This window comes from Caballeronia sp. LZ024 (assembly GCF_031451455.1).
Taxonomy (GTDB): domain Bacteria; phylum Pseudomonadota; class Gammaproteobacteria; order Burkholderiales; family Burkholderiaceae; genus Caballeronia; species Caballeronia telluris.
In genome coordinates this window covers 1,310,148-1,335,226 of record NZ_JARUXL010000004.1, presented here as the reverse complement: position 1 = coordinate 1,335,226, position 25,079 = coordinate 1,310,148, and the positions used below count along the sequence as shown (strand labels likewise).

The following is a 25,079-nucleotide window of genomic DNA, read 5'->3' as shown; positions in this document are numbered from 1 at the left end:
GCCCCGCGCCCGCACGCGCGCCCGGCGCGTCCCGGCGAAAGGCGAATGTTGTCTCTATAATTTACGAACCCCCCACAAGAAAGCCTGAGGCGACCATGTTGCAAATGTCCAGGCGACAGTTTTTGAAGGTCTCCGCGAGCACGCTCGCCGGATCGAGTCTGGCCCTGATGGGCTTCTCGCCGGCGCCCGCGCTCGCCGAGGTCCGCCAGTACAAACTGTCGCGTACCACAGAAACACGCAATACCTGCCCGTACTGCTCCGTCGGTTGCGGCATCCTGATGTACGGCCTCGGCGACAACGCCAAGAACGCGAAGTCGAGCATCATTCACATCGAGGGCGATCCCGATCATCCGGTCAATCGCGGCACGCTGTGTCCGAAGGGTGCATCGCTCATCGACTTCATTCACAGCCCGAGCCGCCTCAAGTATCCCGAGTATCGCGCGGCCGGGTCGGACGAATGGAAGCGCATCTCGTGGGAAGACGCGCTCGATCGCATCGCGGCCCTGATGAAGGAAGACCGCGACGCGAACTTCGTCGAAATGACGCCGGACGGCAAGAAGGTGAATCGCTGGCTGACGACCGGCATGCTCGCCGCATCGGCGGGCAGCAACGAAGTCGGATACCTGACGCACAAGACCATCCGCAGTCTCGGGATGCTCGCGTTCGACAATCAGGCGCGTGTCTGACATGGCCCGACGGTGGCAGGTCTTGCCCCGACGTTTGGCCGTGGAGCGATGACGAACCATTGGGTCGACATCAAGAACGCGGACGTAATCCTGGTCATGGGCGGCAATGCCGCCGAAGCGCATCCGTGCGGCTTCAAGTGGGTAACCGAGGCGAAGGCGCACCGCAAGGCGCGACTGGTCGTGGTGGACCCGCGCTTTACGCGCACGGCATCGGTCGCGGATTTCTACGCGCCGATCCGCACCGGCACGGACATCGTGTTCCTTGGCGGCGTGATCAACTATCTGCTCACGAACGACAAGATCCAGCACGAGTACGTGAAGAACTACACGGATTTTCCGTTCATCGTGCGCGAGGACTTCGCGTTCAACGACGGACTTTTCTCTGGCTATAACGCGGAAAAACGCAACTACGACAAATCGAGCTGGGACTACGAGCGCGGCGAAGACGGCTTCGCCAAGGTCGATCCGACGCTGCAGCATCCGCGCTGCGTCTACAACCTGATGAAGCAGCACTACGCGCGCTATACGCCCGAGCAGGTCGAGAAGACGTGCGGCACGCCGAAGGACAAGTTCCTGAAGGTCTGCGAGATGCTGGCATCGACGGCCGTGCCGGGGCGCGCGGGCACAATCCTGTATGCGCTCGGCTGGACGCATCACTCGGTCGGCGCGCAGATGATCCGCACCGGCGCGATGGTGCAGTTGCTGCTCGGCAATATCGGCATCGCGGGCGGCGGGATGAACGCGCTGCGCGGACACTCGAACATCCAGGGTCTGACCGACCTCGGCCTGATGTCGAATCTGCTGCCGGGTTACATGACGCTGCCGGTGGAAGCCGAACAGGACTACGAGGGCTACATCGGCAAGCGCGCGACGCAGCCGTTGCGGCCGAACCAGCTTTCCTACTGGAAGAACTATCGCGCGTTTTTCGTGAGCTTCATGAAGTCGTGGTGGGGCGACAACGCGACCGCCGAGAACAACTTCGGCTACGACTATCTGCCGAAGCTCGACAAGTCCTACGACATGCTGCAAGTGTTCGAGCTGATGGCGCAGGGCAAGATGAACGGCTACATCGCGCAGGGCTTCAATCCGCTCGCGGCCGCGCCGAACAAGGCGAAGATCGGGCTTGGGCTCTCGAAGCTGAAGTGGCTCGTCATCATGGACCCGCTCGCGACCGAAACCTCGGAGTTCTGGAAGAACCACGGCGAGTTTAACGACGTCGACGCGTCGAAGATCCAGACCGAAGTGTTCCGTCTGCCGACGTCGTGCTTCGCGGAGGAGCGCGGCTCGCTCGTGAGTTCGAGCCGCGTGCTGCAATGGCACTGGCAGGGCGCGGAGCCGCCGGGCGAAGCGAAGAGCGATCTGGAGATCATGTCGGGGCTGTGGCTGCGCATTCGGAAGGCTTATCAGGAGAAGGGCGGCAAGTATCCCGATCCGATCCTGAAGATGACCTGGCCCTACGCGGACCCGAAAAGTCCGACGCCCGAAGAAATCGCGATGGAGTTCAACGGACGCGCGCTCGCCGACGTCACGGACGCGGTCGACAAAACCAAAGTCCTCGCGAAGAAAGGCGAACAACTGGCGAGCTTCGCCCAGTTGCGCGACGACGGATCGACGGCTTCCGGCTGCTGGATTTTCTGCGGATCGTGGACGCAGGCGGGCAACCAGATGGGCCGTCGCGACAACTCGGACCCGACCGGCATCGGCCAGACGCTGAACTGGGCGTGGGCGTGGCCGGCGAACCGGCGCATTCTCTACAACCGCGCATCGTGCGACGTGTCGGGCAAGCCGTTCGATCCGACCCGCAAGCTGATCGCGTGGAACGGCAAGGCGTGGACCGGCACGGATGTCCCCGATTTCAAGGCGGACGAGCCGCCCGAAAACGGCATGAATCCGTTCATCATGAATCCGGAAGGCGTGGCGCGTTTCTTCGCCCGCGACGGGATGAACGAAGGTCCGTTCCCGGTGCACTACGAGCCGTTCGAGAATCCGCTCGGCTACAACCCGCTCTATCCGGACAACAAGCAGGCCGTCAGCAACCCGGCGGCCCGCGTGTTCCCGGACGACCGCGCCGCGTTCGGCACGGCCAAGGACTTCCCGCACACGGCGACCACCTATCGTCTGACCGAGCATTTCCACTACTGGACCAAGCACGCGCGCCTGAATGCGATCGTGCAGCCGCAGCAGTTCGTGGAGATCGGCGAGGATCTGGCGAAGGAAGTGGGCGTCGTCGCGGGCGATCGCGTGAAGGTATCCAGCAACCGCGGGCACATCGTCGCGGTGGCGGTGGTCACCAAGCGGATCAAGCCGCTGATGATCGAGGGAAAGAAGGTGCAGACCGTTGGTCTCCCGTTGCACTGGGGCTTCAAGGGCCTCACGCAGCCGGGCTATCTCGTCAATACGCTGACGCCTTCCGTGGGCGACGGGAATTCGCAGACACCCGAATTCAAGTCGTTCCTGGTGAAGGTCGAAAAGGCATAGGGGAAAAGAGATGGCTCTGCAATCACTGGATATCAAACGCGTCTCCGCGACCACGACGCCGCCGCCCGAGATTCGCGAACCCGTGACGGGCACGGTCGCGAAGCTGATCGACGTATCGAAGTGCATCGGCTGCAAGGCGTGCCAGACGGCGTGCATGGAGTGGAACGACCTGCGCGACGAAGTGGGCGATTCGATCGGCGTGTACGACAACCCGCGCGACCTGACCGAGCATTCGTGGACCGTCATGCGGTTCTCCGAGTACGAGAATGAGGCGGGCGACCTCGAGTGGCTGATCCGCAAGGACGGCTGCATGCATTGCGAGGACCCGGGGTGTCTCAAGGCGTGTCCGTCGCCGGGTGCGATCGTGCAGTACACGAACGGCATCGTGGATTTTCATGAGGAAAACTGCATCGGCTGCGGCTACTGCGTGACGGGCTGTCCGTTCAACGTGCCGCGCATCTCGAAGCAGGATCATCGCGCGTACAAGTGCACGCTCTGTTCCGATCGCGTCGCGGTCGGCCAGGAACCGGCCTGCGTGAAGACCTGCCCGACCGGCGCGATCATGTTCGGCACCAAGGAGGACATGCAGCATCAGGCGGCCGAACGCGTCGTCGACCTGAAGGAGCGCGGCTTCGCGAACGCCGGCCTGTACGATCCGGCGGGCGTGGGCGGCACGCACGTCATGTACGTGCTGCACCATGCGGACAAGCCGACGCTCTATCACGGCCTGCCCGAGAATCCGCACATCAGTCCGATGGTCTCGCTGTGGAAGGGGCTCGCCAAGCCGCTTGCGCTCGCCGGCATGGCGGTCGCGGCGGTGGCGGGATTCTTCCATTACACGCGGGTCGGTCCGAACGAGGTGAGCGCGGAGGAAGAACTCGAAGCGCAGCGGGAAGGCGAGGAAGCGGTGCAGCGTCGCAAAGAGGAGCGCTCAGATGAAGCACGATGACTTGAAACACGAGTTGAGGGATGTCGAAGGCAATCGTCTGATCGTCCGCTACACGGCGAACGAGCGCAGCAACCACTGGATCACCGCAATCACGTTCGTGCTGCTCGCGCTGTCGGGGCTCGCGATGTTCCATCCGGCGATGTCGTGGCTGTACTTCGTGCTCGGCGGCGGACAATGGACGCGCATTCTGCATCCGTTCATCGGCGTGGTGATGTTCTTGTCGTTTCTGGTTCTGACGCTGCGGTTCTGGCATCACAATTACCTCGACAAGAACGACGTGCAGTGGCTCAAACAGCCGCGCGACGTATTCGGCAACCACGAGGAGAACCTGCCGGAAGTCGGCCGCTACAACGCCGGGCAGAAGCTGCTGTTCTTCGTGATGGTCGCTTGCCTGTTCCTCTTGCTGGCAAGCGGCATCGTCATCTGGCGGCGCTACTTCTCGTTCTACTTTCCGATCGGCATTATCCGGCTCGCGTCGGTGGTGCATGCCGTGGCGGCGTTCGTGCTGATCGTCGGCATCATCGTGCATATCTATGCGGCGATCTGGGTGAAGGGATCGGTCGGCGCGATGACGCGCGGAACAGTGACGTATGGATGGGCGAGGAAGCACCATCCGCGATGGTTCAGGGAGATCATCGGGAAGTAGTTCTTTAAGCGCTCGGTTCTTTCGGGCGATCGAGGCCACCGCGTCTTGTCAGAGGCGGTGGCCTTTTCATTTGACCGTGCATCCGGAGCCGGGTTATTCGCGGTGTGCGCCGACGCCGGATCATCGAAACTGCTATTCTTCAACCAGTTTTTCGGGCCGGGCGCTTGTGTTTCGCGCCGGCCGTTTACGTCTCACGAGGTAGCTTGTGGTCCAACGCATTCTCGAACCCGAGCAGATTACATCGCTCGATCCCTCTGCGATTCCGCGCATTCGGATGCCCGAACGCGCGGCGGTTTTTCCGGCGCGCGCGGCGCGCCTGCGCCAGCTCGCCGATGCCAGCAATCCGATCGCGGGCTATCTGCGCCTGATGGCCGCGCTCGCCGATGCGCAACAGGAAACGCTCTCTGGATTCGAAGCCACGCCGCCGAGCGCCGAGCTGCTCGCCAGCGCCCAGCAGCATTCGATGCCGCTGATTCCCGCGCTCTCGGGCGTGCGCGATCCGGCGTGGCGCGAGGTCCTGCTGCGGCTCGTCGACAGGATCGAGGCCGCGGGAGCGGTCACGCCACCGCTCGCGCAACTGTTCGAGAGGCTGCGCGCGCTCGATGCGCGCACGCTCGACACCCAGGCCGACGCCCTCTTCGCCCAGCGTTTCGCGGAAGTCGATCCGGCCAGCGCGCCGTTCATCATGGCGGCGCTGCAAGTGGTATGGACCGACCTCGCGAGCCGGATCGACGCGTCTCAGGTGCCTTATCTCGACACGCCGGGCCTGTGCCCGGTCTGCGGCTCGCATCCGGTGGCGAGCGTCGTGCGGGTGGGCGGCGTCTACGATGGCTATCGCTATCTGCAATGCGGCCTGTGTGCGACGGAGTGGCACATGGTCCGCTCGAAATGCTCGAATTGCGATTCGACCAAGGGCATTGCGTATCACGCCATCGGTGCCGCCAATGCCAACAAGGAAGCCAGCGATGCGCAGGCGAAGGACGCGCCGCTCAAGGCCGAATCGTGCGACGAGTGCGGCACGTATCGCAAGATCGGGTATCAGAGCAAGGCATACGATTTCGAACCTTTCGCGGACGACCTCGCGAGCCTCACGCTCGATCTGCTGATGGGCGAGGAAGGTTATCGGCGCGCGTCGCCGAATCCGTGGTTGTGGCCCGAGCAAGGCGGCGAAGACCGGGATCAGGAATAACAATACGCGCGAGCACAAAGCGGGTAAGCACAAAGCGGGGAAGGCCGAGTGAGCGATGTAACGAGTGTCGAATTGAAATCGCTGATGGCGCGGGTGCCGTCGGTCGAGCGCGTGATGGCGTCGGCGGGCATGGCGCCGCTCGTCGGCGAATACGGGCGTACGCAGGCGCTCGGCGCACTGCGCCGCATTCTCGATGACTGGCGCCGCGACGCGCAGGCGGGCCGCGCCTGCGTCGATGCACTGGGCGAAGCGCGCCTCGTGCAGGCGGTCGGTGCCGCGCTCGCGGAACGTGCGCGCGGCAAGGTCCGCAGTGTCTTCAACCTCACCGGCACGGTTCTGCATACGAATCTCGGCCGCGCGCTGTTGCCGGATGAAGCGGTGCAGGCGGTCGTCGAAGTGCTGACGCGTCCGGCGAACCTCGAATTCGATCTCGCGTCCGGCAGTCGCGGCGACCGCGACGACCTGATCGACGAACTCATTTGCGAGCTGACCGGCGCCGAGGCCGCGACGGTCGTCAACAACAACGCGGCGGCGGTGCTGCTCGTGCTGTCGGCGCTGGCGTCGAAGAAGGAAGTGATCGTCTCGCGCGGCGAGTTGGTCGAGATCGGCGGCGCGTTCCGCATTCCCGACATCATGAGCCGCGCCGGCGCGAAGCTGCGCGAAGTGGGCACGACCAACCGCACGCATCTGAAGGATTACGACGAAGCCATCGGCGCGCGCACGGCGCTCCTGATGAAGGTTCATTGCAGCAACTACGCGATCAGCGGCTTCACGAAGGAAGTCGCGTTGCAGGAACTCGCGTCGCTCGCGAAGGCGCGCAAGGTGCCGGTCGCGGTCGATCTCGGCAGCGGCACGCTCGTCGATCTGACACAGTGGGGGTTGCCGCGCGAGACCACCGTGCGCGAGACCATCGACGCAGGCGCGGACCTCGTCACGTTCAGCGGCGACAAGCTGCTCGGCGGCCCGCAGGCGGGGCTGATCGTCGGGCGCCGCGACCTTATCGCGAAGATCAAGAAGCATCCGTTGAAGCGCGCGCTGCGTGTCGGCAAGCTCACGCTCGCCGCGCTCGAACCCGTGCTGCGCCTTTATCGCGCGCCCGAGTTTCTGTGCGAGCGGCTCACCACGCTGCGTCTCTTCACCCGTCCCGCCGACGACATGCGCAACACCGCCGAGCGTATCGCGCCCGCGTTGTTGAGGTTCGTCGGCGAAGCGTTCTCAATCGCGGTCGAGCCGATGTTCAGCCAGATCGGCAGCGGCGCGCTGCCCGTCGACGTGCTGCCGAGCTATGGCCTGACGATCCGTCTGGCGAGCGGCAAGCGCGCGGGACGCCAGCTCAACGCGCTCGAAAAGAAGTTGCGCGAGTTGCCGCGCCCGGTGATCGGCCGCATCGCCGACGACGCATTGCGGCTCGACGTGCGCTGTCTCGAACCGCGCGACGAAGCGGCGTTCATCGCGCAATTGCAGGCGCTGGACACGCGCGCATGATCGTCGGGACGGCGGGGCATATCGACCACGGCAAGACCACGCTCGTGCGCGCGCTCTCGGGCGTCGATACGGACCGGCTGAAGGAAGAGAAGGCGCGCGGCATTTCGATCGAGCTCGGCTACGCGTATGTGCCGCTCGCGAACGGAGAGGTGCTCGGACTGATCGACGTGCCCGGCCACGAGAAGCTCGTGCATACGATGGCGGCGGGCGCGTGCGGCATCGACTTCGCGCTCCTCGTGATCGCCGCCGACGACGGCGTGATGCCGCAGACGCGCGAGCATCTCGCGATCCTCGAACTACTCGGCGTCAGGCAAGGCGCGGTCGCGGTGACGAAGACGGATCGCGTCGATGCAGCGCGCCTCGGGCAAGTGCACCGCGAGATCGAATCATGGCTTGCGTCGAGCACGCTGGCCGGCGCGCCGCGCTTCGATACGAACGCCACGCACGCAGACGACCCGGGCGTCGCCGCGCTCGACGCGCACTTGCGCGAAGCGGCCGCGCGCTGGCGCATGCGCCGCGACGACGGCCTTTTCCGGCTCGCGGTCGATCGCGTGTTCACGTTGAGCGGGCAGGGCACGATCGTGACCGGCACGGTGTTCTCGGGCCGCGTCGATGCCGGCGACACAATGCTGCTCGCGCCTCGCGGCGAACCGGTGCGCGTGCGCAGCATCCACGCGCAGAACCGCGCGGCACAGTCCGGTCGAGCGGGCGAACGCTGTGCGCTGAATCTCGCCGGGATCGAGAAGGACGCGATCGCGCGTGGCGACTGGATCGTCGATGCGCGGCTTGGCGAGACGTCGCTGCGTATCGACACCGAACTCGCGCTCCTGCCCGATGCGGGCATGAGCCTCACACACTGGGCGCCGCTGCACGTGCATCTCGGGACGACGCATCAGGTCGCGCACGTCGCGCTGCTGGACGGCGACTTGCTCTCGGCCGGCGACACCGCGCGTGTGCAACTCGTTTTCGACAAGCCCGTTTGCGCGCTGCCGGGCGATCGCTTCATCGTGCGCAATGCGCAGGCGAACCGGACGGTCGGCGGCGGACGGGTGCTCGATCCATTCGGTCCCGCGCGCAAGCGCCGCACGCCGGAGCGCCGCGCGTGGCTCGACGCGCTCTCGGCGATGCTCGAAACGCGGCGTATCGACGGCTTGCTCGTCGAGGCGCCATATGGTTTGAAGCGCTCGCTCGTCGAGCATCTTTGCGGCATGCCGGCCGAGTCGCTCGAACTGCCGCATGGCACGCGCGCGGTGCCGTTATCCGGCGACGTGCTGTTCGTCGCGGCGTCGCACTGGGATGGTTTGCAGCGGCGGCTCGTCGATGCGCTCGCGGCGTATCACGAACGCTCGCCGGATGAGCAGGGACCGGATATGGCGCGCTTGCGTCGCATTGCGGCACCGCTCGCGCCGGATGCGCTGTGGCGGGCGCTCGTCGATCGCTCAGTCGAGGAGAAGATCATTGCGAGGAGCGGGCCGTGGCTGCATCTTCCCGCGCACTCCGTCACGCTCGATGACGCCGAGCGCGCGCTGGCCGATGTGCTGCTCTCGACGATTGCGCGAGGCCGGTTCGATCCGCCCTGGGTGCGCGATCTCGCCCGTGCGCATGACGCGGACGAGGAGCGCGTGCGGCAACTGCTGCGCAAGCTCGCGCGGCAAGGCGAGGTGTTCCAGGTCGTGCGCGATCTCTTTTATCATCGCGACGCGGTGCGCGAGCTCGCGCGGCTCGTCGCATCGGAGGCGGCGAAGCACGATGGCCGGCTCGGCGCGGCGCCGTTTCGCGATGCGAGCGCGCTTGGCCGCAAGCGTGCGATTCAGGTTTTGGAGTTCTTCGACCGCGTTGGGTATACTCGCTTCCACCGCGACTTCCACGTGTTGCGCGTCGATAGTCGCTGGCACGAGCTGATCTGATTGTCGGCTTGGGCCACGCGCGTTTTTTTCTCCGCAGGAAGGCATCCGTATCCGGTGGTGCGGCTGGGCTTCAAACCCAGTAGGGGGCGTCAGCCGCTCCCTGGTCGGTTCGACTCCGGCTGCCTTCCGCCAGTCCTTGGCTCATGGTCCGCGTGCGTGTCGCAGGCTCTAGGGAATCTGAGAAAGCTTGCGCTTCGCTTCGAGCAACTCGATCAGCAATTGATCGCGTTGCCGAATCATTTCCGCAAAGTCGTGCGCTTGCAGCGTCGTTTCGACGCCTCTTGCGATTGATTCAATGTAGTCGTCCGTCTCGGGATACGTGCCCAGATCTCTCGCCCACTCGCGCTGAGCGGCGCCAAGATGCCGCAGCACATGCGTGATGCCACCCGAGCCGCCGGAAGCGTGAAGGTTGAGAAACGGACCGAGCAGTGCCCAGCGCAGGCCGGGGCCGTAGGCGATCGCCGTGTCGATATCCTCCACTGTGGCGACCCCGCGCTGTACCAGACTAAACGCTTCTTGCCATATCGCCACCTGCAGGCGATTGGCGATATGACCTTTGACTTCCTTGTTGATCCGGATAACCTTCTTGCCCGTCGAGGCGTAGAGCGCCATAGCCGTCGCAATGCTTCCCGGCGATGTCAATGCGCCGCCGCCCACCTCGACCAACGGAATGATGTGAGAGGGATTGAACGGATGTCCGAGGACGATTCGTTCCGGATGCTTCGCACCGGCCTGAATCTCGCTGACCGACAACCCCGACGACGAAGACGCGATGATCGCCTCCGGCTTCGCCGCGCTTTCGATGCTTGCAATCAACGCCTGTTTCACATCGAGACGCTCGGGGCCGCTCTCCTGAATGAAATCGGCATCGCGCAATGCCGCGTCCAGATCCGTCGTGAAGACCAGGTTCTCTCGCGAGGCGCCATTCGCAAGCCCGAGTCTCTCGACAGCAGTCCAGTTGTCGTCGATCCACGCGCGCAGTCGCAACTCGGCTCCGTCCGCGGGGTCCGTCGCGGTGACGTCGAAACCATGCGCCAGGAAATGCGTGGCCCACCCAGCGCCGATCACTCCGGCCCCAACGATCGCGATCTTGACGGCTCGCTTTGTCATGGCCTATTGCGCCAGGCAGGCAGCGTCGATCGGTTCGCGCAACGGCTGCAATCTAATGATTTCGCGTGCTTCAGCGGGCGTGGCCGGCTCGTAGCCCATCTCGCGTACCATGCGAACGAGCCGCTCGACCAGTTGCACGTTGGTGGCTAACTCTCCCTGCCGGTAGTACAGGTTATCTTCGAGACCGACTCGCACGTGGCCTCCCAGCAAAAGCGAATTCATCGCCGCAGGCAACTGCGCCGCGCCGATGGCGCTCACGTTGAACACGGTGTTGCGTGGCAGATGATCGACCATCGTCTGCAAGAGGCGAGGCGTATAGGGCAAAGCGCCCTGGAACGCATTGGCGCCGATGACGATGTTAATGAAATGCGGCGCGTCGTCCAGTCCCTCGTTGATCGCCCGTTGAACGTCCTGAACGATGTCGGCAAGGCCGAAGACTTCCCATTCGGGCTTGATACCGCGCGCTTTCATCATCTCGGCAATCTGCCGGATTCGCGAGGGCGGCGTCGCAACCAGAATCTCCTTGCCGCCGAAACTTGCAATCACGGTCTGCGCATCGAGCGTGCACATTTCGACACCGTCACCCTGCATGCCCTTGAGGCGTTCTTCCCACTGGATCTCCCAAAGGCCGTTGTCGAGTTCACGAACCATGTCGCCATCGATGCCGCCGCCCGTCGAATTGTTCAGGATGATGTCGCACTTGTCGCGAATCAGCCGGTTGATGCGGCTATAAATGGCCGGATCGCAGGTGGCCTGGTCGTCGGGACGGCGCGCGTGCACCGCAACGACACTGGCGCCGGCGTTGTAGCAGCGGTAGGTATCGTCAGCGATCTCCTGCGGCTGTGTCGGCAGGTTCGGGTTCATTTTCTTGGTTGCCATGCCGCCGGTCGGGGCAACCGTCACGATGACTTTGGGTTTGTTCATGCCGATGTTCTCCGAAGAGGATGTGTAAACGAAGAAAGGGCGGCGACTGCGGTTGCCCGGTCAGTGCGCGGTGGCGTCGCCGGTCGTGCCCACCCGGACCGCGCTCTTTGGCAACCCGAGCAGGATGGTCAGGCCGCCGCAGATGACGAGCGCGGTCAAGGCGAGGAGTCCCATCTGGATGGTGCCGGTCGCACTCTTGATCCAGCCGATGAGGGTCGGGCTGACGAAGCCGCCGAGGATTCCTAGCGAGCTGATCACGGCGATGCCGGACGCCGCTGCATCCCGGCCAAGGTAGGTGGGAGGAATCGACCAGAAGAGCGACCCGCCTCCGAAGATAAAGAACGCCGCTATGCACAACAGGACCATGACAGGGACGACCGCGGTGCCGAGGAAGGATGTGGACGCCAGGGCAGCTGCACCGAGAACGAGCGTTCCCCCGACGTGCCAGCGACGTTCCCTTAGCCGGTCCGAACTGCGGCTGATGACGAGTACGCCCAGCGCGCCGAAGACATAGGGCACGGCGGTGTACCAGCCGATCGTCGCGATCGGGGCGATGCCGAGGCCCTTGATCATGGTCGGCAGCCAGAACGTCAGCGTGTAGACCGCGCAGGCGCAGCAGAAGTAGACACCAGTACGTCGCGCATGTGCTTCCGCTCGACGCCTTTGCCGAATTGAATGCGTTCTTGCGGCCCATTTTTCGATCCGATCCCATTTTGCAAAGCCGTTAGAAAGTGCCAGCCAAAATCGATCACCCAGCCGCGCTGTCCAGATTCACCGGCAGCCTTGTCCGTCGCGCTCAACAGCGGCATTCGGCTGTATGGCAAAGCGAGGTGTCCGCCGAGATCACGAGCGTCCAGTACGCGGCGCTCGAAATCCTGCAGAGGACGCCGGGAGTCAACCAGCGCCAGCTCGGCGATGAACTCGACGTCGACCGGTCGACGATTGCCGATCTCGTCGCACGCATGGTCCGCAATGGGTTGATCGAACGCACCGACGATCCCGTCGATAAGCGTAGCTATGTGCTGTTTCTCACGTCAGCCGGTAAGAAGCAGCTTTCGACGTTGCGACCGCGCGTCGAGGAAGTGGAGCGCATTCTGACTGCGAAGCTGACGCCGGCTGAAGTTCGGGAGTTGCGACGCATGCTCTTGGCGTTGCTCCCGTTTGACGAATAGCGTGCAGTGCTACGATCGGCGCTTTGGCTCGGCGACAAGGAGACGTCATGACGGTGAAGCGTATGGACAACGTCGGCATCGTCGTTGAGGACATCGATGCCGCCATTGAGTTTTTTGCCGAACTTGGCCTTGAGCTCGAAGGACGTGCCCCAATCGAAGGAGACTGGGCAGATGGCGTCACTGGATTGCGTGGCATGCGCGTCGAGATTGCCATGATGCGTACGCCAGACGGTCACAGCCGGCTCGAGATTTCCCGATTCCTTGCGCCATCGGTGGCCGCCGATCACCGTCGCGCCCCGGTGAACGCCCTGGGCTACCTACGCGTGATGTTCACCGTGGAAGACATCGACGATACGCTTGCCCGTCTCTGTAAACGCGGCGCGGAACTCGTCGGCAACTTGACGCAGTACGAAAACGCGTATCGGCTCTGCTACATCCGCGGCCCCGAAGGAATCCTCATCGGGCTTGCTCAAGAACTTGGGCATGGCACTTAGCTCCTCCATTAAGCGTGGAGTTCGCCCGAATCTCCACGTTCTAAAGGCCACGAGCCCGTTGGCGCGAAATGCAGTATCAATCCAACGTGCTCGGCCGACGGCTGACGCCCGGCCGAAAAAAACGCTTGTCCATTGGCGGCTAAAACGTTATTGGTTGCGAAATCAGATTGGTGGCGCCGATTGAAACGATGAACCAGACGTTCGTCACCGTCAGGCATGGTCGATATTGAGGGGAATTCCATGACACTTGGAACGCGCTTTTTTAGCCTGCCCAGCCGACGTGCATACGCTTTGCTCACGCTCGTGACGGCGAGCCTGCTTGGCATCGCCAATCCCGGGCAGGCACAGACGGATTCGCAGCAGCCGACGCGCCCCAATATCGTGCTGATCGTCGGCGACGATGTCGGCTGGGGCGACCTCGGCGCCTACGGCGGCGGCGAGGGACGCGGCATCCCGACGCCGAACCTCGACAGGCTGGCCGACGAGGGCATGACGTTCTACGGTTTTTACGGCCAGCCGAGTTGCACGCCCGGCCGTGCCGCCCTTCAGACGGGCCGCAACCCCAATCGCAGCGGCATGACGACCGTCGCGTTCCAGGGACAGGGCGGAGGCCTGCCCAAAGCCGAATGGACGCTGGCGTCGGTATTGAAACTGGCGAAATACAACACCTATTTCACGGGTAAATGGCACCTTGGCGAAGCGGACTACGCGCTTCCAAATGCACAAGGCTACGACGACATGAAATACGTCGGCCTGTATCACCTGAACGCGTACACATATTCCGATCCGAAATGGTTTCCGGACATGGACCAGCAGACCCGGGAGATGTTCGCCAAGGTGACGACGGGCATGCTCTCGGGCAAGGCCGGCGAGAAAGCGCATGAAGACTTCAAGCTGAATGGGCAATACCAGAACGAGCCCGAAAAACGGATCGTCGGCATTCCGTTTGTGGATCGCTATATCGAGAAAGCCGCGCTCGACGATATCGACGACGCCGCGCAGAAAGGACAGCCGTTCTTCATCAACGTGAACTTCATGAAGGTTCACCAGCCGAACATGGCCGATCCGGATTACGCCGGCAAATCGCTGTCCAAGTCGAAATACGCAGACTCGCTCGTCGGACTCGACGCCCGCGTCGGCCACATCATGGACAAGCTGCGCGAAAAAGGCCTCGACAAGAACACGCTCGTCTTTTTCACGACCGACAACGGCGCGTGGCAGGACGTCTATCCCGATGCGGGGTACACGCCATTCCGGGGCACCAAGGGGACCGACCGGGAAGGCGGTTCGCGCGTACCGGCCATCGCGTGGTGGCCCGGCAAGATCAAGGCGCACTCGCGAAACTTCGACATCCTCGGCGGACTCGATTGCATGGCGACCTTCGCGGCGCTCGCGGGCATCGACTTGCCGAAGAACGATCGCGAAGGCAAGCCGATCATCTTCGACAGCTACGACATGTCGCCCGTGCTGTTCGGCACCGGCAAGAGCAAGCGCAATTCGTGGTTCTATTTCACGGAAAACGAATTGACGCCGGGCGCCGTGCGGGTCGGCCAGTTCAAGGCGGTGTTCAATCTGCGCGGCGATTCGGGCGTGAAGACGGGCGGTCTCGCGGTCGATACGAACCTCGGCTGGAAAGGACCCGAGAGTTACGTAGCGACGGTTCCGCAGGTGTTCGATTTGTACCAGGACCCGCAGGAACGCTACGACATCTTCATGAACAATTACACGGAGCACTCCTGGACGCTGCTGGCCTTTAACGGCGCCGTCAAGGACCTGATGCAGACGTATGTGAAGTACCCACCGCGCAAGATGCAGGGCGAAGGTTACTCGGGTCCCGTTACGCTGACACAGTATGAACGCTTCAAGTATGTCCGCGACGAACTGGAGAAGAATGGCTTCAGCATTCCGTTGCCAAGTGGAAACTGATGGCCGGCGCTCACCTTAAGAGACTCGACATGCGCGACATCGCCGGAAGATAAATCGCGTTAGCTCCACCGCGTGATCGTTGAGGTTTGCGTAGGTATCGAAAGTCTCTCGATGGAGGCGTCGCATGGCAGCATTCGTCGACCACCCGGCCGTCCTGTTCGTCGTGCTTCTGGTGGGTTTTATCGTTGCGGTAGCGCTGGGCGCGCTCGTTTTGAGGCGTGTTGTCCCGCTCTCCGACGAAGCAAGGGACGAGTTCAACGTGGTGCAGACTTCGACACTGACACTACTGGCGTTGCTGATCGGCTTCAGCCTTTCGATGGCCGTGAGCCGCTACGATCAGCGCAAGACACTCGAAGAAAGCGAAGCAAACGCGATAGGCACGGAGTACGCAAGAGCGGACCTGACAAATGCTGCGATCCAGGCACGGTTGAAAAATGAGCTTCTCCGCTATGCAAGACTGAGACTGACCCATTTCCAGACGCGAGATGCGCAGGAACTTGCCCGCATCGATCGTGATACGAGCAAGTTGCAGTCAGAGCTATGGCAACTTGCAACCGAGGTGGCTAAGAACCAGCCCACGCCTATCGGTGCCACTGTAGTCACCGGAATGAATGACGTACTCAATTCGCAGGATTATTCAGAGGCGGCGCGAATCAATCACATTCCTGTCGGCGCGTGGTGCCTCATGTTCACCATCGCGTTCATTGCCTGTGTCGTGCAAGGCTATGGCGGGCGGGGCAAACTCCGAACAGGATTGCTGTTCACCATTCTTCCGCTGACCATCTCACTGTCGCTTGCCCTCATATCGGACGTCGACAGCCCTCGCGGCGGCCTCATTCATGTTCAGCCCCAGAACCTTAATCGACTTGTTCAGTCGCTTGCGATGTGAAGTGATTGGCATGCGCTCGCTGTTCGCAAGCGCTGCCACGTTCAACCCGGCACGCGCACCCATCCTTCCATCAGCACCCGCGCGCTGCGGCTCATGATGGCCTTGGTGACCGACCAATCGCCGTCGACGAGCGCGGCCTGCGCACCCACGCGCAGCGTGCCCGACGGGTGTCCGAAGCGCACGGCGTCGCGCCCTTCGCCCCCGGCCGCGAGACTCACGAGCGTTCCCGGAATCGCCGCCGCGGTGCCGATGGCGACCGCCGCCGTGCCCATCATCGCGTGATGCAGTTTGCCCATCGACAACGCACGCACCAGCAGGTCCACGTCTTCGGCACCGATCTGCTTGCCGCTCGATGCCACGTAGCCCGCAGGCTTCGCGACGAACGCAACCTTCGGCGTGTGCTGCCGGCTCGCGATCTCGTCGATGTGTCCGATCAGGCCCATGCGGACCGCGCCGTGTGCGCGGATCGTCTCGAACATCGCGAGCGCTTTCGGGTCGCCGTTGATGGCGTCCTGCAACTCGGTGCCCGTGTAGCCGATAGCTTCCGCGTTCAGGAAGATCGTCGGGATGCCGGCGTTGATCATCGTGGCCTTCAGCGTGCCGATGCCGGGAACGTCGAGATCGTCGACGAGATTGCCCGTCGGGAACATCGCGCCACCCGCGCCGTCTTCCTCGGCCGCCGGGTCCATGAATTCGAGTTGCACTTCGGCCGCGGGGAACGTCACGCCGTCGAGTTCGAAGGCGCCTGTTTCCTGCACGGCGCCTTTTGTGACCGGCACGTGCGCGATGATCGTCTTGCCGATATTGGCCTGCCAGATCCGCACGATGGCGACGCCGTTATCCGGCACGCGCTCGGGATCGATCAGGCCGCTCGTGATCGCGAACGGTCCCACGGCGGCGGAGAGATTGCCGCAGTTGCCGCTCCAGTCGACGAACGCGCGGTCGATGGCGACCTGACCGAACAGATAGTCGACGTCGTGATCCGGCTTGCTGCTCTTCGCGACGATCACCGTTTTGCTGGTGCTCGACGTCGCGCCGCCCATGCCATCGATCTGCTTGCCGTAGGGGTCGGGGCTGCCGATGACGCGCAGCAGCAGCGCATCGCGCGCGGCGCCCGGAACCTGCGCGGCCTCGGGCAGGTCCTGCAGACGAAAGAACACGCCTTTGCTGGTGCCGCCGCGCATGTACGTGGCGCGAATCCTGATCTGTGGAGCGTGGGTCATGGTGATGTCGTGTGCGTTGTTCGAGAGGAGGGCACGCGGCGTGCCCTCCGTTTCAAGGTGCGTCAGGCGGCCGCCTGCGACGATTCGAGGAAGTCCTGCGCGAATCGCTGCAACACGCCCCCCGCCTCGTAGATCGACAGTTCTTCCGCGGTGTCGAGACGGCACGTGACGGGCACGTCCACGCGTTCGCCATTTCGGCGATGGATCACGAGCGTCAGGTCGGCGCGCGGCTTGCGCTCGCCGGTCACATCGAACGTTTCCGTGCCGTCGATACCGAGCGTCAGGCGGTTCACGCCCGGCTTGAACTCCAGCGGCAGCACGCCCATGCCGACGAGATTGGTACGGTGAATCCGCTCGAACCCTTCGGCGACGATCGCCTCCGCGCCCGCGAGCCGCACGCCCTTCGCCGCCCAGTCGCGCGACGAACCCTGACCGTAGTCCGCGCCCGCGATCACGATCAACGGCTGCTTGCGCGCCATGTACGTTTCGATGGCTTCCCACATGCGCGTGACCTTGCCCTCGGGCTCGATGCGCGCAAGCGATCCCGCCTTCACCTTACCGTTCTCGCGCACCATTTCGTTCAGCAGCGTCGGATTGGCAAAGGTGGCGCGCTGGGCGGTCAGGTGATCGCCCCGGTGCGTCGCATACGAGTTGAAGTCTTCTTCCGGCAGGCCCATCTTGGTCAGGTACTCGCCGGCGGCGCTGTCGGCGAGAATTGCGTTCGACGGCGACAGATGATCGGTCGTGATGTTGTCGCCCAGCACGGCGAGCGGGCGCATGCCCGTGAGCGTGCGCTCGCCGGCGAGCGCGCCTTCCCAGTACGGCGGGCGGCGGATGTAGGTGCTCTGCGCTCGCCAGTCGTAGAGCGGCTTCGCCTTCTCGCCCGTGTCGACCGACACGGCGAACATCGGCTCGTAGACCTTGCGGAACTGCTCGGGCTTGACGGCTGCGGCGACCGTCGCGTCGATTTCTTCGTCGGACGGCCAGATGTCCTTGAGCATCACCGGCTTGCCTTGCGCATCGGTGCCGAGGACGTCCTTTTCGATGTCGAAGCGGATCGTGCCAGCGATCGCATACGCGACCACGAGCGGCGGCGACGCGAGAAACGCCTGCTTCGCATACGGATGGATGCGGCCGTCGAAGTTGCGGTTGCCGGACAGCACGGCGGTGGCGTACAGATCGCGCTCGACGATCTCCTTCTGGATCGCGGGATCGAGCGCACCCGACATGCCGTTGCACGACGTGCACGCATACGCGACGACGCCGAAGCCCAGTTGTTCCAGTTCCGGCAGCAGCCCGGCTTCCTCCAGATACAGCGTCACGGCCTTCGAACCCGGCGCGAGCGAAGTCTTCGCCCACGGCTTGCGGAAGAGGCCGAGCCGGTTCGCGTTGCGGGCCAGCAGTCCGGCGGCGATCATGTTGCGCGGGTTGTTGGTGTTCGTGCAGCTCGTGATCGCGGCGATGATGACAGCGCCGTCGGGCATCAGCCCCGGCTCGTTCTCGACCTTGCCGCTGATGCCGCGCGCAGCCAGTTCGGACACGGGCAAACGGCGATGCGGATTGGACGGACCCGCGAGCGTGCGAACCACGGTCGACAGGTCGAACTTCAGTACGCGCTCGTATTCGGCGTTCACGAGGCTGTCGCCCCAGAGGCCGGTTTGCTTCGCGTAGGTTTCCACGAGCTTCACCAGTTCGTCGTCGCGACCGGTGAGCTTGAGATACTTGATGGTCTGCTCGTCGATGTAGAACATCGCGGCGGTCGCGCCGAACTCGGGCGCCATGTTCGCGATGGTCGCGCGGTCGCCGAGCGTAAGGTTCGCGGTGCCCGCGCCGAAGAACTCCAGATACGCGCCGACCACTTTTTCCTTGCGCAGGAATTCGGTGAGCGACAGCACGACGTCGGTCGCGGTGATGCCCGGGCCCGGCTTGCCGCTTAGTTCCACGCCGACGATATCCGGCAAGCGCATGTAGGAAGCGCGTCCGAGCATCACGCTCTCCGCTTCCAGCCCGCCCACGCCGATCGCGATCACACCGAGCGCATCGACCATGGGCGTGTGCGAGTCGGTGCCGACGAGCGTGTCCGGGAAGGCCACGCCGTCGGTCACCTGCACGACCGGGCTCATGCGTTCGAGATTGATCTGATGCAGGATGCCGTTGCCCGGCGGAATCACGTCGACGTTCCGGAACGCTTTCTTCGTCCAGTCGATGAAGTGAAAGCGGTCTTCATTCCGACGGTCCTCGATGGCGCGGTTCTTCTCGAACGCGTCCGGATCGAAACCGCCGCACTCGACGGCGAGCGAGTGATCGACCACGAGCTGCGTCGGCACGACCGGGTTGACGAGCGCGGGGTCGCCGCCTTGCGAAGCGATCGCATCGCGCAGGCCGGCGAGATCGACGAGCGCGGTCTGCCCGAGAATGTCGTGGCACACGACGCGCGCCGGAAACCACGGGAAGTCGAGATCGCGTTTGCGCTCGATGATCTGCCTGAGCGACGCGGCAAGCGTGGCCGGCGAGCAGCGGCGCACGAGATTCTCGGCGAGCACGCGAGACGTGTACGGCAGCTTGTCGTACGCGCCGGGCTGGAGGGAATCGACAGCGGCGCGCGCGTCGAAGAAGTCCAGCTTCGTGCCGGGCAGGGGTTTGCGGTTTGCAGTATTCATACCGTGGGGGAGTAATAGGTGTAATCGGGGATCGTTGCCGGCGTCCGGATCAATTATCCCCTTTCCCGGTCAGCGCTTGGCTAACGGCACGAAGGGCAGGTCTTCGGGACCGGTGTAGTTCGCGCTCGGGCGAATGATCTTGTTGTCGATGCGTTGCTCGATGATATGCGCCGCCCAACCCGACGTGCGCGAGATCACGAAGAGCGGCGTGAACATCGCGGTCGGCACGCCCATCATGTGATACGACACCGCGCTGAACCAGTCGAGGTTCGGGAACATCTTCTTGGCTTCCCACATGACCGACTCCAGCCGCTCGGCGATATCGAACATCTTCATGTTCGACGCTTCCTGCGACAGCTTCTTGGCAACATCCTTGATCACGACGTTGCGCGGGTCGGAGATCGTGTACACCGGATGACCGAAGCCGATCACGACTTCCTTGTTCTCGACGCGCCGCTTGATGTCCGCTTCGGCTTCGTCGGCGGTCTGATAGCGCGACTGAATGTCGAACGCGGCTTCGTTGGCGCCGCCGTGTTTCGGCCCGCGCAGCGCGCCGATCGCACCGGTGATGGCGGAGTAGATGTCGGAACCCGTGCCCGCGATCACACGGCCCGTGAACGTTGATGCGTTGAATTCGTGCTCGGCGTAGAGGTTGAGCGAAACGTGCATCGCGTCGACCCACGACTTCGACGGCGCCACGCCATGCAGCAGATGCAGGAAATGTCCGCCGATGGAATCGTCGTCGGTTTCGACTTCGATGCGACGGCCGTTGTGCGAAAAGTGATACCAATACAAAAGCATCGAGCCGAGCGAAGCCATCAGGCGGTCGGCGATATCCTTCGCGCCCGCGATGTTGTGGTCGTCCTTCTCGGGCAATACGGTGCCGAGCACGGAGACGCCGGTGCGCATCACGTCCATCGGATGCGCGGAGGCCGGGATCGCTTCGAGCGCGAGCTTGAGATTGGCGGGCAAGCCGCGCAACGACTTGAGCCTGGTCTTGTAGGCGGTGAGTTCGGCCTGCGTCGGCAGCTTTTCGTGCACGAGCAGATAGGCGATTTCCTCGAACTCGCACGCGCGCGCGAGTTCGAGAATGTCATAGCCGCGGTAATGCAGGTCGTTGCCGGTGCGGCCGACGGTGCACAGCGCGGTGTTGCCCGCGGTCACGCCCGAGAGGGCCACCGACTTCTTCGGTTTGAACGTGCCAGCGGCGGTCGTCTTGTTGTCTGCTTCGCTCATGGTGTAGGTCATCTCCGGTGCAAAAATTATTTCTTGGTGGCGAACAGCGCGTCGAGCTTGTCTTCATACGCGTGATAGCCGAGGTACTTGTACAGGTCGGCGCGGGTCTGCATCGTCGGGACGGCGGCCTTTTGCGTGCCGTCGCGCATCGTCGTTTCGTAGAAGTTCAGCGCCGCCGCGTTCATCGCACGATACGCGCCGCAGCAGTACAGCGCGATGTCGACATTGGCGTCGCGCAACTCGCTCGTCGTGAAGAACGGCGTCGAGCCGAATTCGGTCAGGTTCGCGAGGATCGGCACCTTGACCGCGGCCTTGAAGCGGCGATAGTCGTCGAGCGACTGCATCGCTTCGGGGAAGATCATGTCCGCGCCCGCTTCGACGTAGGCGACCGCGCGCTCGATCGCGGAATCGATGCCTTCGGACGCCGCCGCATCGGTACGCGCCATGATGACGAACTGGTCGTCGGTGCGCGCATCGACGGCGGCCTTCACGCGATCGACCATCTCATCCATCGGCACGACTTCCTTGCCCGGGCGGTGACCGCAACGCTTCTGGCCGACCTGGTCTTCGAGGTGCACGGCGGCCACGCCCGCCTTGATGAACGAACGCACCGTGCGCGCGATGTTGAAAGCGCCGCCCCAGCCCGTGTCGATATCGACGAGCAACGGCAGGTCGGTCGCATCGGTGATGCGGCGCGCGTCGGTCAAGACGTCGTCCATCGTGCTGATGCCGAGATCGGGAATGCCGAGCGAGTTCGCCGCGACGCCGCCGCCCGACAGATAGATTGCCTTGAAGCCGACCGCTTCGGCCATTTTCGCGGCATACGCCGTGATTGCGCCGACGACTTGCAGCGGCTGTCCTTCCGACACGGCGGTGCGAAAGCGCGCGCCTGCGCTGGTGATGTTCTTGCGGGCTGAGTCCAATTGGTGTCTCCGGTAAAGATGGCTCATTTAAGCAAGAGGCGGGCCAGGATGCTTCAAAATCCTAACGCATTGATTCGAAATGAAATTTAAAATCTCAGCTTCCACCGAATCATTTCCTTAATGAAATCGAGAGTTCAGATTCGCAACCGGAGCGCATAATGACGGTCTGCATTTCCTGAATAAACGGCCGATCATGTCTCCCGAATTTTCCCCTGGCAGCGAGCGTCCCCGCCTCTGGGCGATGGGCATCAGCCGGCTGCGCGACCTGTTTTTCGACATTGCCAACGAGTACGGCGAACGCGCGGATCTGCGCGTCGTGCCGCGCGGCTTCGAGGACGCCGTCAAGGAAATCGCCGCCGCTGGCGATGCGCGGCCCGACGTCATCGTCGCCGGAGGTTCGAACGGGGCTTATCTGAAGCCGCGCGTGTCCATTCCCGTTGTGCTGATCAACCCGACCGGTTTCGACGTGATGCACGCGCTCGCTCGCGCGCGCCGGGAAGCGGCATCCGTGGCGCTCGTCACGCACGGCGAAACGCCGGACGAGTTGCGGCGCTTCGCCGCCGCTTATGGCATCGACGTCGAGTTTGCCTCGTACCAGTCCGCCGAGGACGCGGAACTCTGCGTGCTCGATCTGCGCGACCGGGGCATCGGCGCTGTCGTCGGTCCCGGGCTCGTCACCGATCTCGCTGCGCGCGCTGGAATGGAGGCGGTGTTCCTCTACTCGCGCGCCTCGGTGCGTGCCGCTTTCGATACCGCGCTCGATGTCGCGCAGGCGACGCGCGGCGAGGCGCTGCGTCGTCAGCGACTCGACAACCTGTTGCAGCACATGCGCGATGGCGTCGTCGCGCTCGATTCGCAGGGCAAGGTGGAAGCGATCAACCGCCGTCTGGCTGCGGTCCTCGGCATCGATGCGATGGACGCCGTGGGCCGCACGCTGCTGGATCTGGCGCCCGACATCGCGGCCGCCGTCCCCGATGCCGACGGCGACGCGCTCGGCTCGGTGCGCGGAGTAAGCTACGTCGTGCATCGCGGGCCGCTCGCGACGAACGGCGCGGCCGCCGGAACGGTCCTGACGTTCCAGGAATCGCGCGCGGTCGAGCGCCTCGATCGCACGCTGCGCTCGACGCGGCGCACCCAGCAGTTCACCGCGCGTTACCGGCTCGACGATCTGATCGGCGAAAGCGCATCGATGCAGCGCGTCCGCTCGCTCGTGCAGCGCTATGCGAAATCGACCGCTACGCTGCTGATCCGCGGGGAAAGCGGCACCGGCAAGGAGATGGTCGCGCAAAGCCTGCATCAACTGAGCGCGCGGCGCGACTTCGCATTCGTGGCGATCAATTGCGGCGCCTTTCCGGAGGCGCTGCTGGAAAGCGAACTGTTTGGATACGAGGAGGGCGCTTTCACCGGCGCGCGCAAGGGCGGCAAGGCGGGGTTGATCGAAGCGGCGCATCGCGGCACGCTCTTTCTCGATGAGATCGGCGAGATGCCGCTGCCGTTGCAGAGCCGCCTGCTGCGCGTGCTGCAGGAGCGCGAGGTCGTGCGGCTCGGCTCGACCGAACCGACGCGCGTCGACATCCGCGTCATCGCCGCGACCCATCGCGCGCTCACCGAGGGCATCGAGGCCGGCACGTTTCGCGCGGATCTTTACTATCGGCTCAACATCCTGAACATCGCGCTGCCGCCGTTGCGCGAGCGGCAGGCCGATCTGATGCCGCTCGCCGTCGAACTGCTGCTGCAGATCGCGAAGCGCGAACCGCGGCTTCGCGCTCGCGTCAAGACTGCCGAGGCGGCCGGGCGCGCGCTTGGCGGCGTCGCCGGCGAGTTGGCCGGGTATGCCTGGCCGGGCAACGTGCGGGAATTGCAAAACGTGATCGAACGGATTGCCGTCGAACTGGCCGATGAGGAGAGCGCCGGCGTGAGCGCGCTCGCGGGCGACAATCTGCGGTTGATCGCGCCGGAACTCTTCGCGACGCGTCTGGCCGAGCGGGACGACGCGCTCACGCTGCGCGAGCGCAGCCGCCATATCGAGGCGGACGAGATTCGCGCGGCGCTGGCTTCGTGCGACGGCGACCGGGATGCCGTGTGCAAGGCGCTGGGGATCAGCAAGACGACGCTGTGGCGCAGGCTGAATGGCGGCGGGCCGAAGTGACGGTGCGGGAGGGTTTTCGGCCGTCCCCTAAAGATATCCCTCGCCCCGTCGTAAATAAGGCTGTCCGTCATCCGTTCGGTCCACGCAGCAGACGCGCATCGCCGCCGCTGTCGTGCAATATGCGGTGCCATAGTGCAGGATCAACATGTTCTCGACGATAAAGGGCCGCCTTGCGCTGGCGATGGCGTTTCTAAGCGCGCTTCTGATCGCGATCGGCGCGCTCGGGATTTTCGGCATGAACCGGGCGAACACGACGTCGCGCGATCTGTTCACCAACGAGATGCCGAGCGCGGTGTCGGTGGGCAATGCCGAGATGTTCATGGCGCGCGAACGACTGAGCTTCGATCGCGCCGCGCTCAATGCCGGCACACCGGCCGCCGAGGACGCGATCGGCCGCGGCGCGCTGATGCGCAAGACCTCCGACGAAGCGTGGACGACCTACATGTCGCTGCCGCAAAACGCGCAGGAAAAGCAGCTGGCCGAAACCTTCAACAAGGAACGTGTCGCGCTGCAAAAGCTGCTGGACTCGGGCTACGCCGACGTTCGCTCGAACGATCACGACAGGATCATCAAGGCCGCGAACGACATGCAGGTCGCATTCAACGTGTTCGCGAAGGCCGGCGTCGAGTTGCGCAAGTTCCAGTTCGAAGCGGCGAAGGCGGCATACGAAGGAGGGCAGGCGAAATTCGAACGCTCGCGCATGATCAGCATTGCGGCGATCCTGCTCGGTGTCATCGCCGCGGGTTATTCGTGGTTCTCGTTGCGGCAGAAGATTGCACGACCGCTCGACGCAGCGCTCGCGCAGTTCGACGCCATCGCGGCCGGCGACTTGCGTCGCGAACTCGCGACCAAGTCGAACGACGAAATGGGTCAGTTGCTGCGCGGTCTCGCGAAGATGCAGGCTGCGCTGATCGAAACCGTCCGCACCGTGCGTTCGGGCAGCGAATCCATCGCCTCGGCGACCAAGCAGATCGCGGCGGGCAACATCGATCTGTCTTCGCGCACGGAAGAGCAGGCTTCGGCGCTGCAGGAA

19 protein-coding genes and 1 tRNA gene are annotated in these 25,079 nt (G+C 63.8%); 13 read left to right on the top strand and 7 right to left on the bottom strand.

Going from position 1 to position 25,079, the window contains the following annotated elements:
- Positions 1 to 95 precede the first annotated feature (95 nt).
- The 7 genes from fdnG (at position 96) to QCE48_RS28335 (ending at position 9,472) form a co-directional block, all read left to right on the top strand.
- Positions 96 to 3,164, top strand: coding sequence for a formate dehydrogenase-N subunit alpha (gene fdnG, locus QCE48_RS28365; RefSeq protein ID WP_309782099.1), 3,069 nt, complete (start codon positions 96 to 98; stop codon positions 3,162 to 3,164).
- Positions 3,165 to 3,174: 10 nt separating this feature from the next.
- Entirely contained in the window at positions 3,175 to 4,113 is a 939-nt protein-coding gene (gene fdxH, locus QCE48_RS28360; protein WP_309782101.1) for a formate dehydrogenase subunit beta, read from the top strand.
- Entirely contained in the window at positions 4,100 to 4,759 is a 660-nt protein-coding gene (locus tag QCE48_RS28355; protein WP_309782102.1) for a formate dehydrogenase subunit gamma, read from the top strand. Before fdxH ends, QCE48_RS28355 begins: the two co-directional genes overlap by 14 nt.
- 205 nt (positions 4,760 to 4,964) lie before the next feature.
- On the top strand, positions 4,965 to 5,948 hold the full coding sequence (gene fdhE, locus QCE48_RS28350; protein ID WP_309782103.1) for a formate dehydrogenase accessory protein FdhE: 984 nt from the start codon (positions 4,965 to 4,967) through the stop codon (positions 5,946 to 5,948).
- 48 nt (positions 5,949 to 5,996) lie between these two features.
- Positions 5,997 to 7,433, top strand: a complete 1,437-nt coding sequence (gene selA, locus QCE48_RS28345) for an L-seryl-tRNA(Sec) selenium transferase (protein ID WP_309782105.1) — start codon at positions 5,997 to 5,999, stop codon at positions 7,431 to 7,433.
- Positions 7,430 to 9,340, top strand: coding sequence for a selenocysteine-specific translation elongation factor (gene selB / locus QCE48_RS28340; RefSeq protein ID WP_309782107.1), 1,911 nt, complete (start codon positions 7,430 to 7,432; stop codon positions 9,338 to 9,340). The genes selA and selB overlap by 4 nt, the downstream gene beginning before the upstream one ends.
- Before the next feature lie 36 nt (positions 9,341 to 9,376).
- Positions 9,377 to 9,472: transfer RNA gene (locus tag QCE48_RS28335), tRNA-Sec, on the top strand.
- Positions 9,473 to 9,508: 36 nt separating this feature from the next.
- Here the strand turns inward: QCE48_RS28335 and QCE48_RS28330 are convergent.
- From QCE48_RS28330 to QCE48_RS28320, 3 genes are read right to left on the bottom strand one after another with little or no spacing between them, the layout of a single operon-like run.
- Entirely contained in the window at positions 9,509 to 10,450 is a 942-nt protein-coding gene (locus QCE48_RS28330; protein ID WP_309782108.1) for a 3-hydroxyacyl-CoA dehydrogenase NAD-binding domain-containing protein, read from the bottom strand.
- A 3-nt stretch (positions 10,451 to 10,453) separates the two neighbouring features.
- The gene (locus QCE48_RS28325) at positions 10,454 to 11,374 is read right to left on the bottom strand and encodes a 3-keto-5-aminohexanoate cleavage protein (protein WP_309782110.1); all 921 of its coding nucleotides are present in this window, start codon (positions 11,372 to 11,374) and stop codon (positions 10,454 to 10,456) included.
- 60 nt (positions 11,375 to 11,434) lie between these two features.
- On the bottom strand, positions 11,435 to 11,947 hold the full coding sequence (locus QCE48_RS28320) for a hypothetical protein (protein ID WP_404981949.1): 513 nt from the start codon (positions 11,945 to 11,947) through the stop codon (positions 11,435 to 11,437).
- A 158-nt stretch (positions 11,948 to 12,105) separates the two neighbouring features.
- On the opposite strand from QCE48_RS28320, the gene QCE48_RS28315 reads away from it, so the two are divergent.
- From QCE48_RS28315 to QCE48_RS28300, 4 genes are all read left to right on the top strand, one after another.
- Entirely contained in the window at positions 12,106 to 12,546 is a 441-nt protein-coding gene (locus tag QCE48_RS28315; RefSeq protein WP_309782111.1) for a MarR family transcriptional regulator, read from the top strand.
- Positions 12,547 to 12,593: 47 nt separating this feature from the next.
- The gene (locus tag QCE48_RS28310; protein WP_309782112.1) at positions 12,594 to 13,040 is read left to right on the top strand and encodes a VOC family protein; all 447 of its coding nucleotides are present in this window, start codon (positions 12,594 to 12,596) and stop codon (positions 13,038 to 13,040) included.
- Positions 13,041 to 13,280: 240 nt separating this feature from the next.
- The gene (locus tag QCE48_RS28305) at positions 13,281 to 14,966 is read left to right on the top strand and encodes an arylsulfatase (protein WP_309782114.1); all 1,686 of its coding nucleotides are present in this window, start codon (positions 13,281 to 13,283) and stop codon (positions 14,964 to 14,966) included.
- A gap of 124 nt (positions 14,967 to 15,090) precedes the next feature.
- Positions 15,091 to 15,855, top strand: coding sequence for a hypothetical protein (locus QCE48_RS28300; RefSeq protein WP_309782116.1), 765 nt, complete (start codon positions 15,091 to 15,093; stop codon positions 15,853 to 15,855).
- Positions 15,856 to 15,896: 41 nt separating this feature from the next.
- On the opposite strand, the gene prpF is transcribed toward QCE48_RS28300, so the two are convergent.
- From prpF to prpB, 4 genes are all read right to left on the bottom strand, one after another.
- Positions 15,897 to 17,078 (bottom strand): 2-methylaconitate cis-trans isomerase PrpF, encoded by a 1,182-nt coding sequence (gene prpF, locus QCE48_RS28295; protein WP_309782117.1) that lies wholly within the window; start codon positions 17,076 to 17,078, stop codon positions 15,897 to 15,899.
- 62 nt (positions 17,079 to 17,140) lie between these two features.
- The gene (gene acnD / locus QCE48_RS28290) at positions 17,141 to 19,738 is read right to left on the bottom strand and encodes a Fe/S-dependent 2-methylisocitrate dehydratase AcnD (RefSeq protein WP_309782118.1); all 2,598 of its coding nucleotides are present in this window, start codon (positions 19,736 to 19,738) and stop codon (positions 17,141 to 17,143) included.
- Positions 19,739 to 19,807: 69 nt separating this feature from the next.
- Entirely contained in the window at positions 19,808 to 20,974 is a 1,167-nt protein-coding gene (gene prpC / locus QCE48_RS28285) for a 2-methylcitrate synthase (protein ID WP_309782120.1), read from the bottom strand.
- Between the two features lie 26 nt (positions 20,975 to 21,000).
- Positions 21,001 to 21,897: a methylisocitrate lyase gene (prpB, locus tag QCE48_RS28280; protein WP_404981953.1), complete on the bottom strand. Its 897-nt coding sequence runs from the start codon at positions 21,895 to 21,897 to the stop codon at positions 21,001 to 21,003.
- Positions 21,898 to 22,090: 193 nt separating this feature from the next.
- Between prpB and prpR the strand changes: the two genes are divergently transcribed.
- Both prpR and QCE48_RS28270 read left to right on the top strand, forming a co-directional pair.
- Positions 22,091 to 24,046, top strand: coding sequence for a propionate catabolism operon regulatory protein PrpR (gene prpR, locus QCE48_RS28275; protein ID WP_309782124.1), 1,956 nt, complete (start codon positions 22,091 to 22,093; stop codon positions 24,044 to 24,046).
- A 145-nt stretch (positions 24,047 to 24,191) separates the two neighbouring features.
- Positions 24,192 to 25,079: Tar ligand binding domain-containing protein (locus QCE48_RS28270; RefSeq protein ID WP_309794360.1), on the top strand; the 888-nt coding region annotated here is incomplete at its 3' end.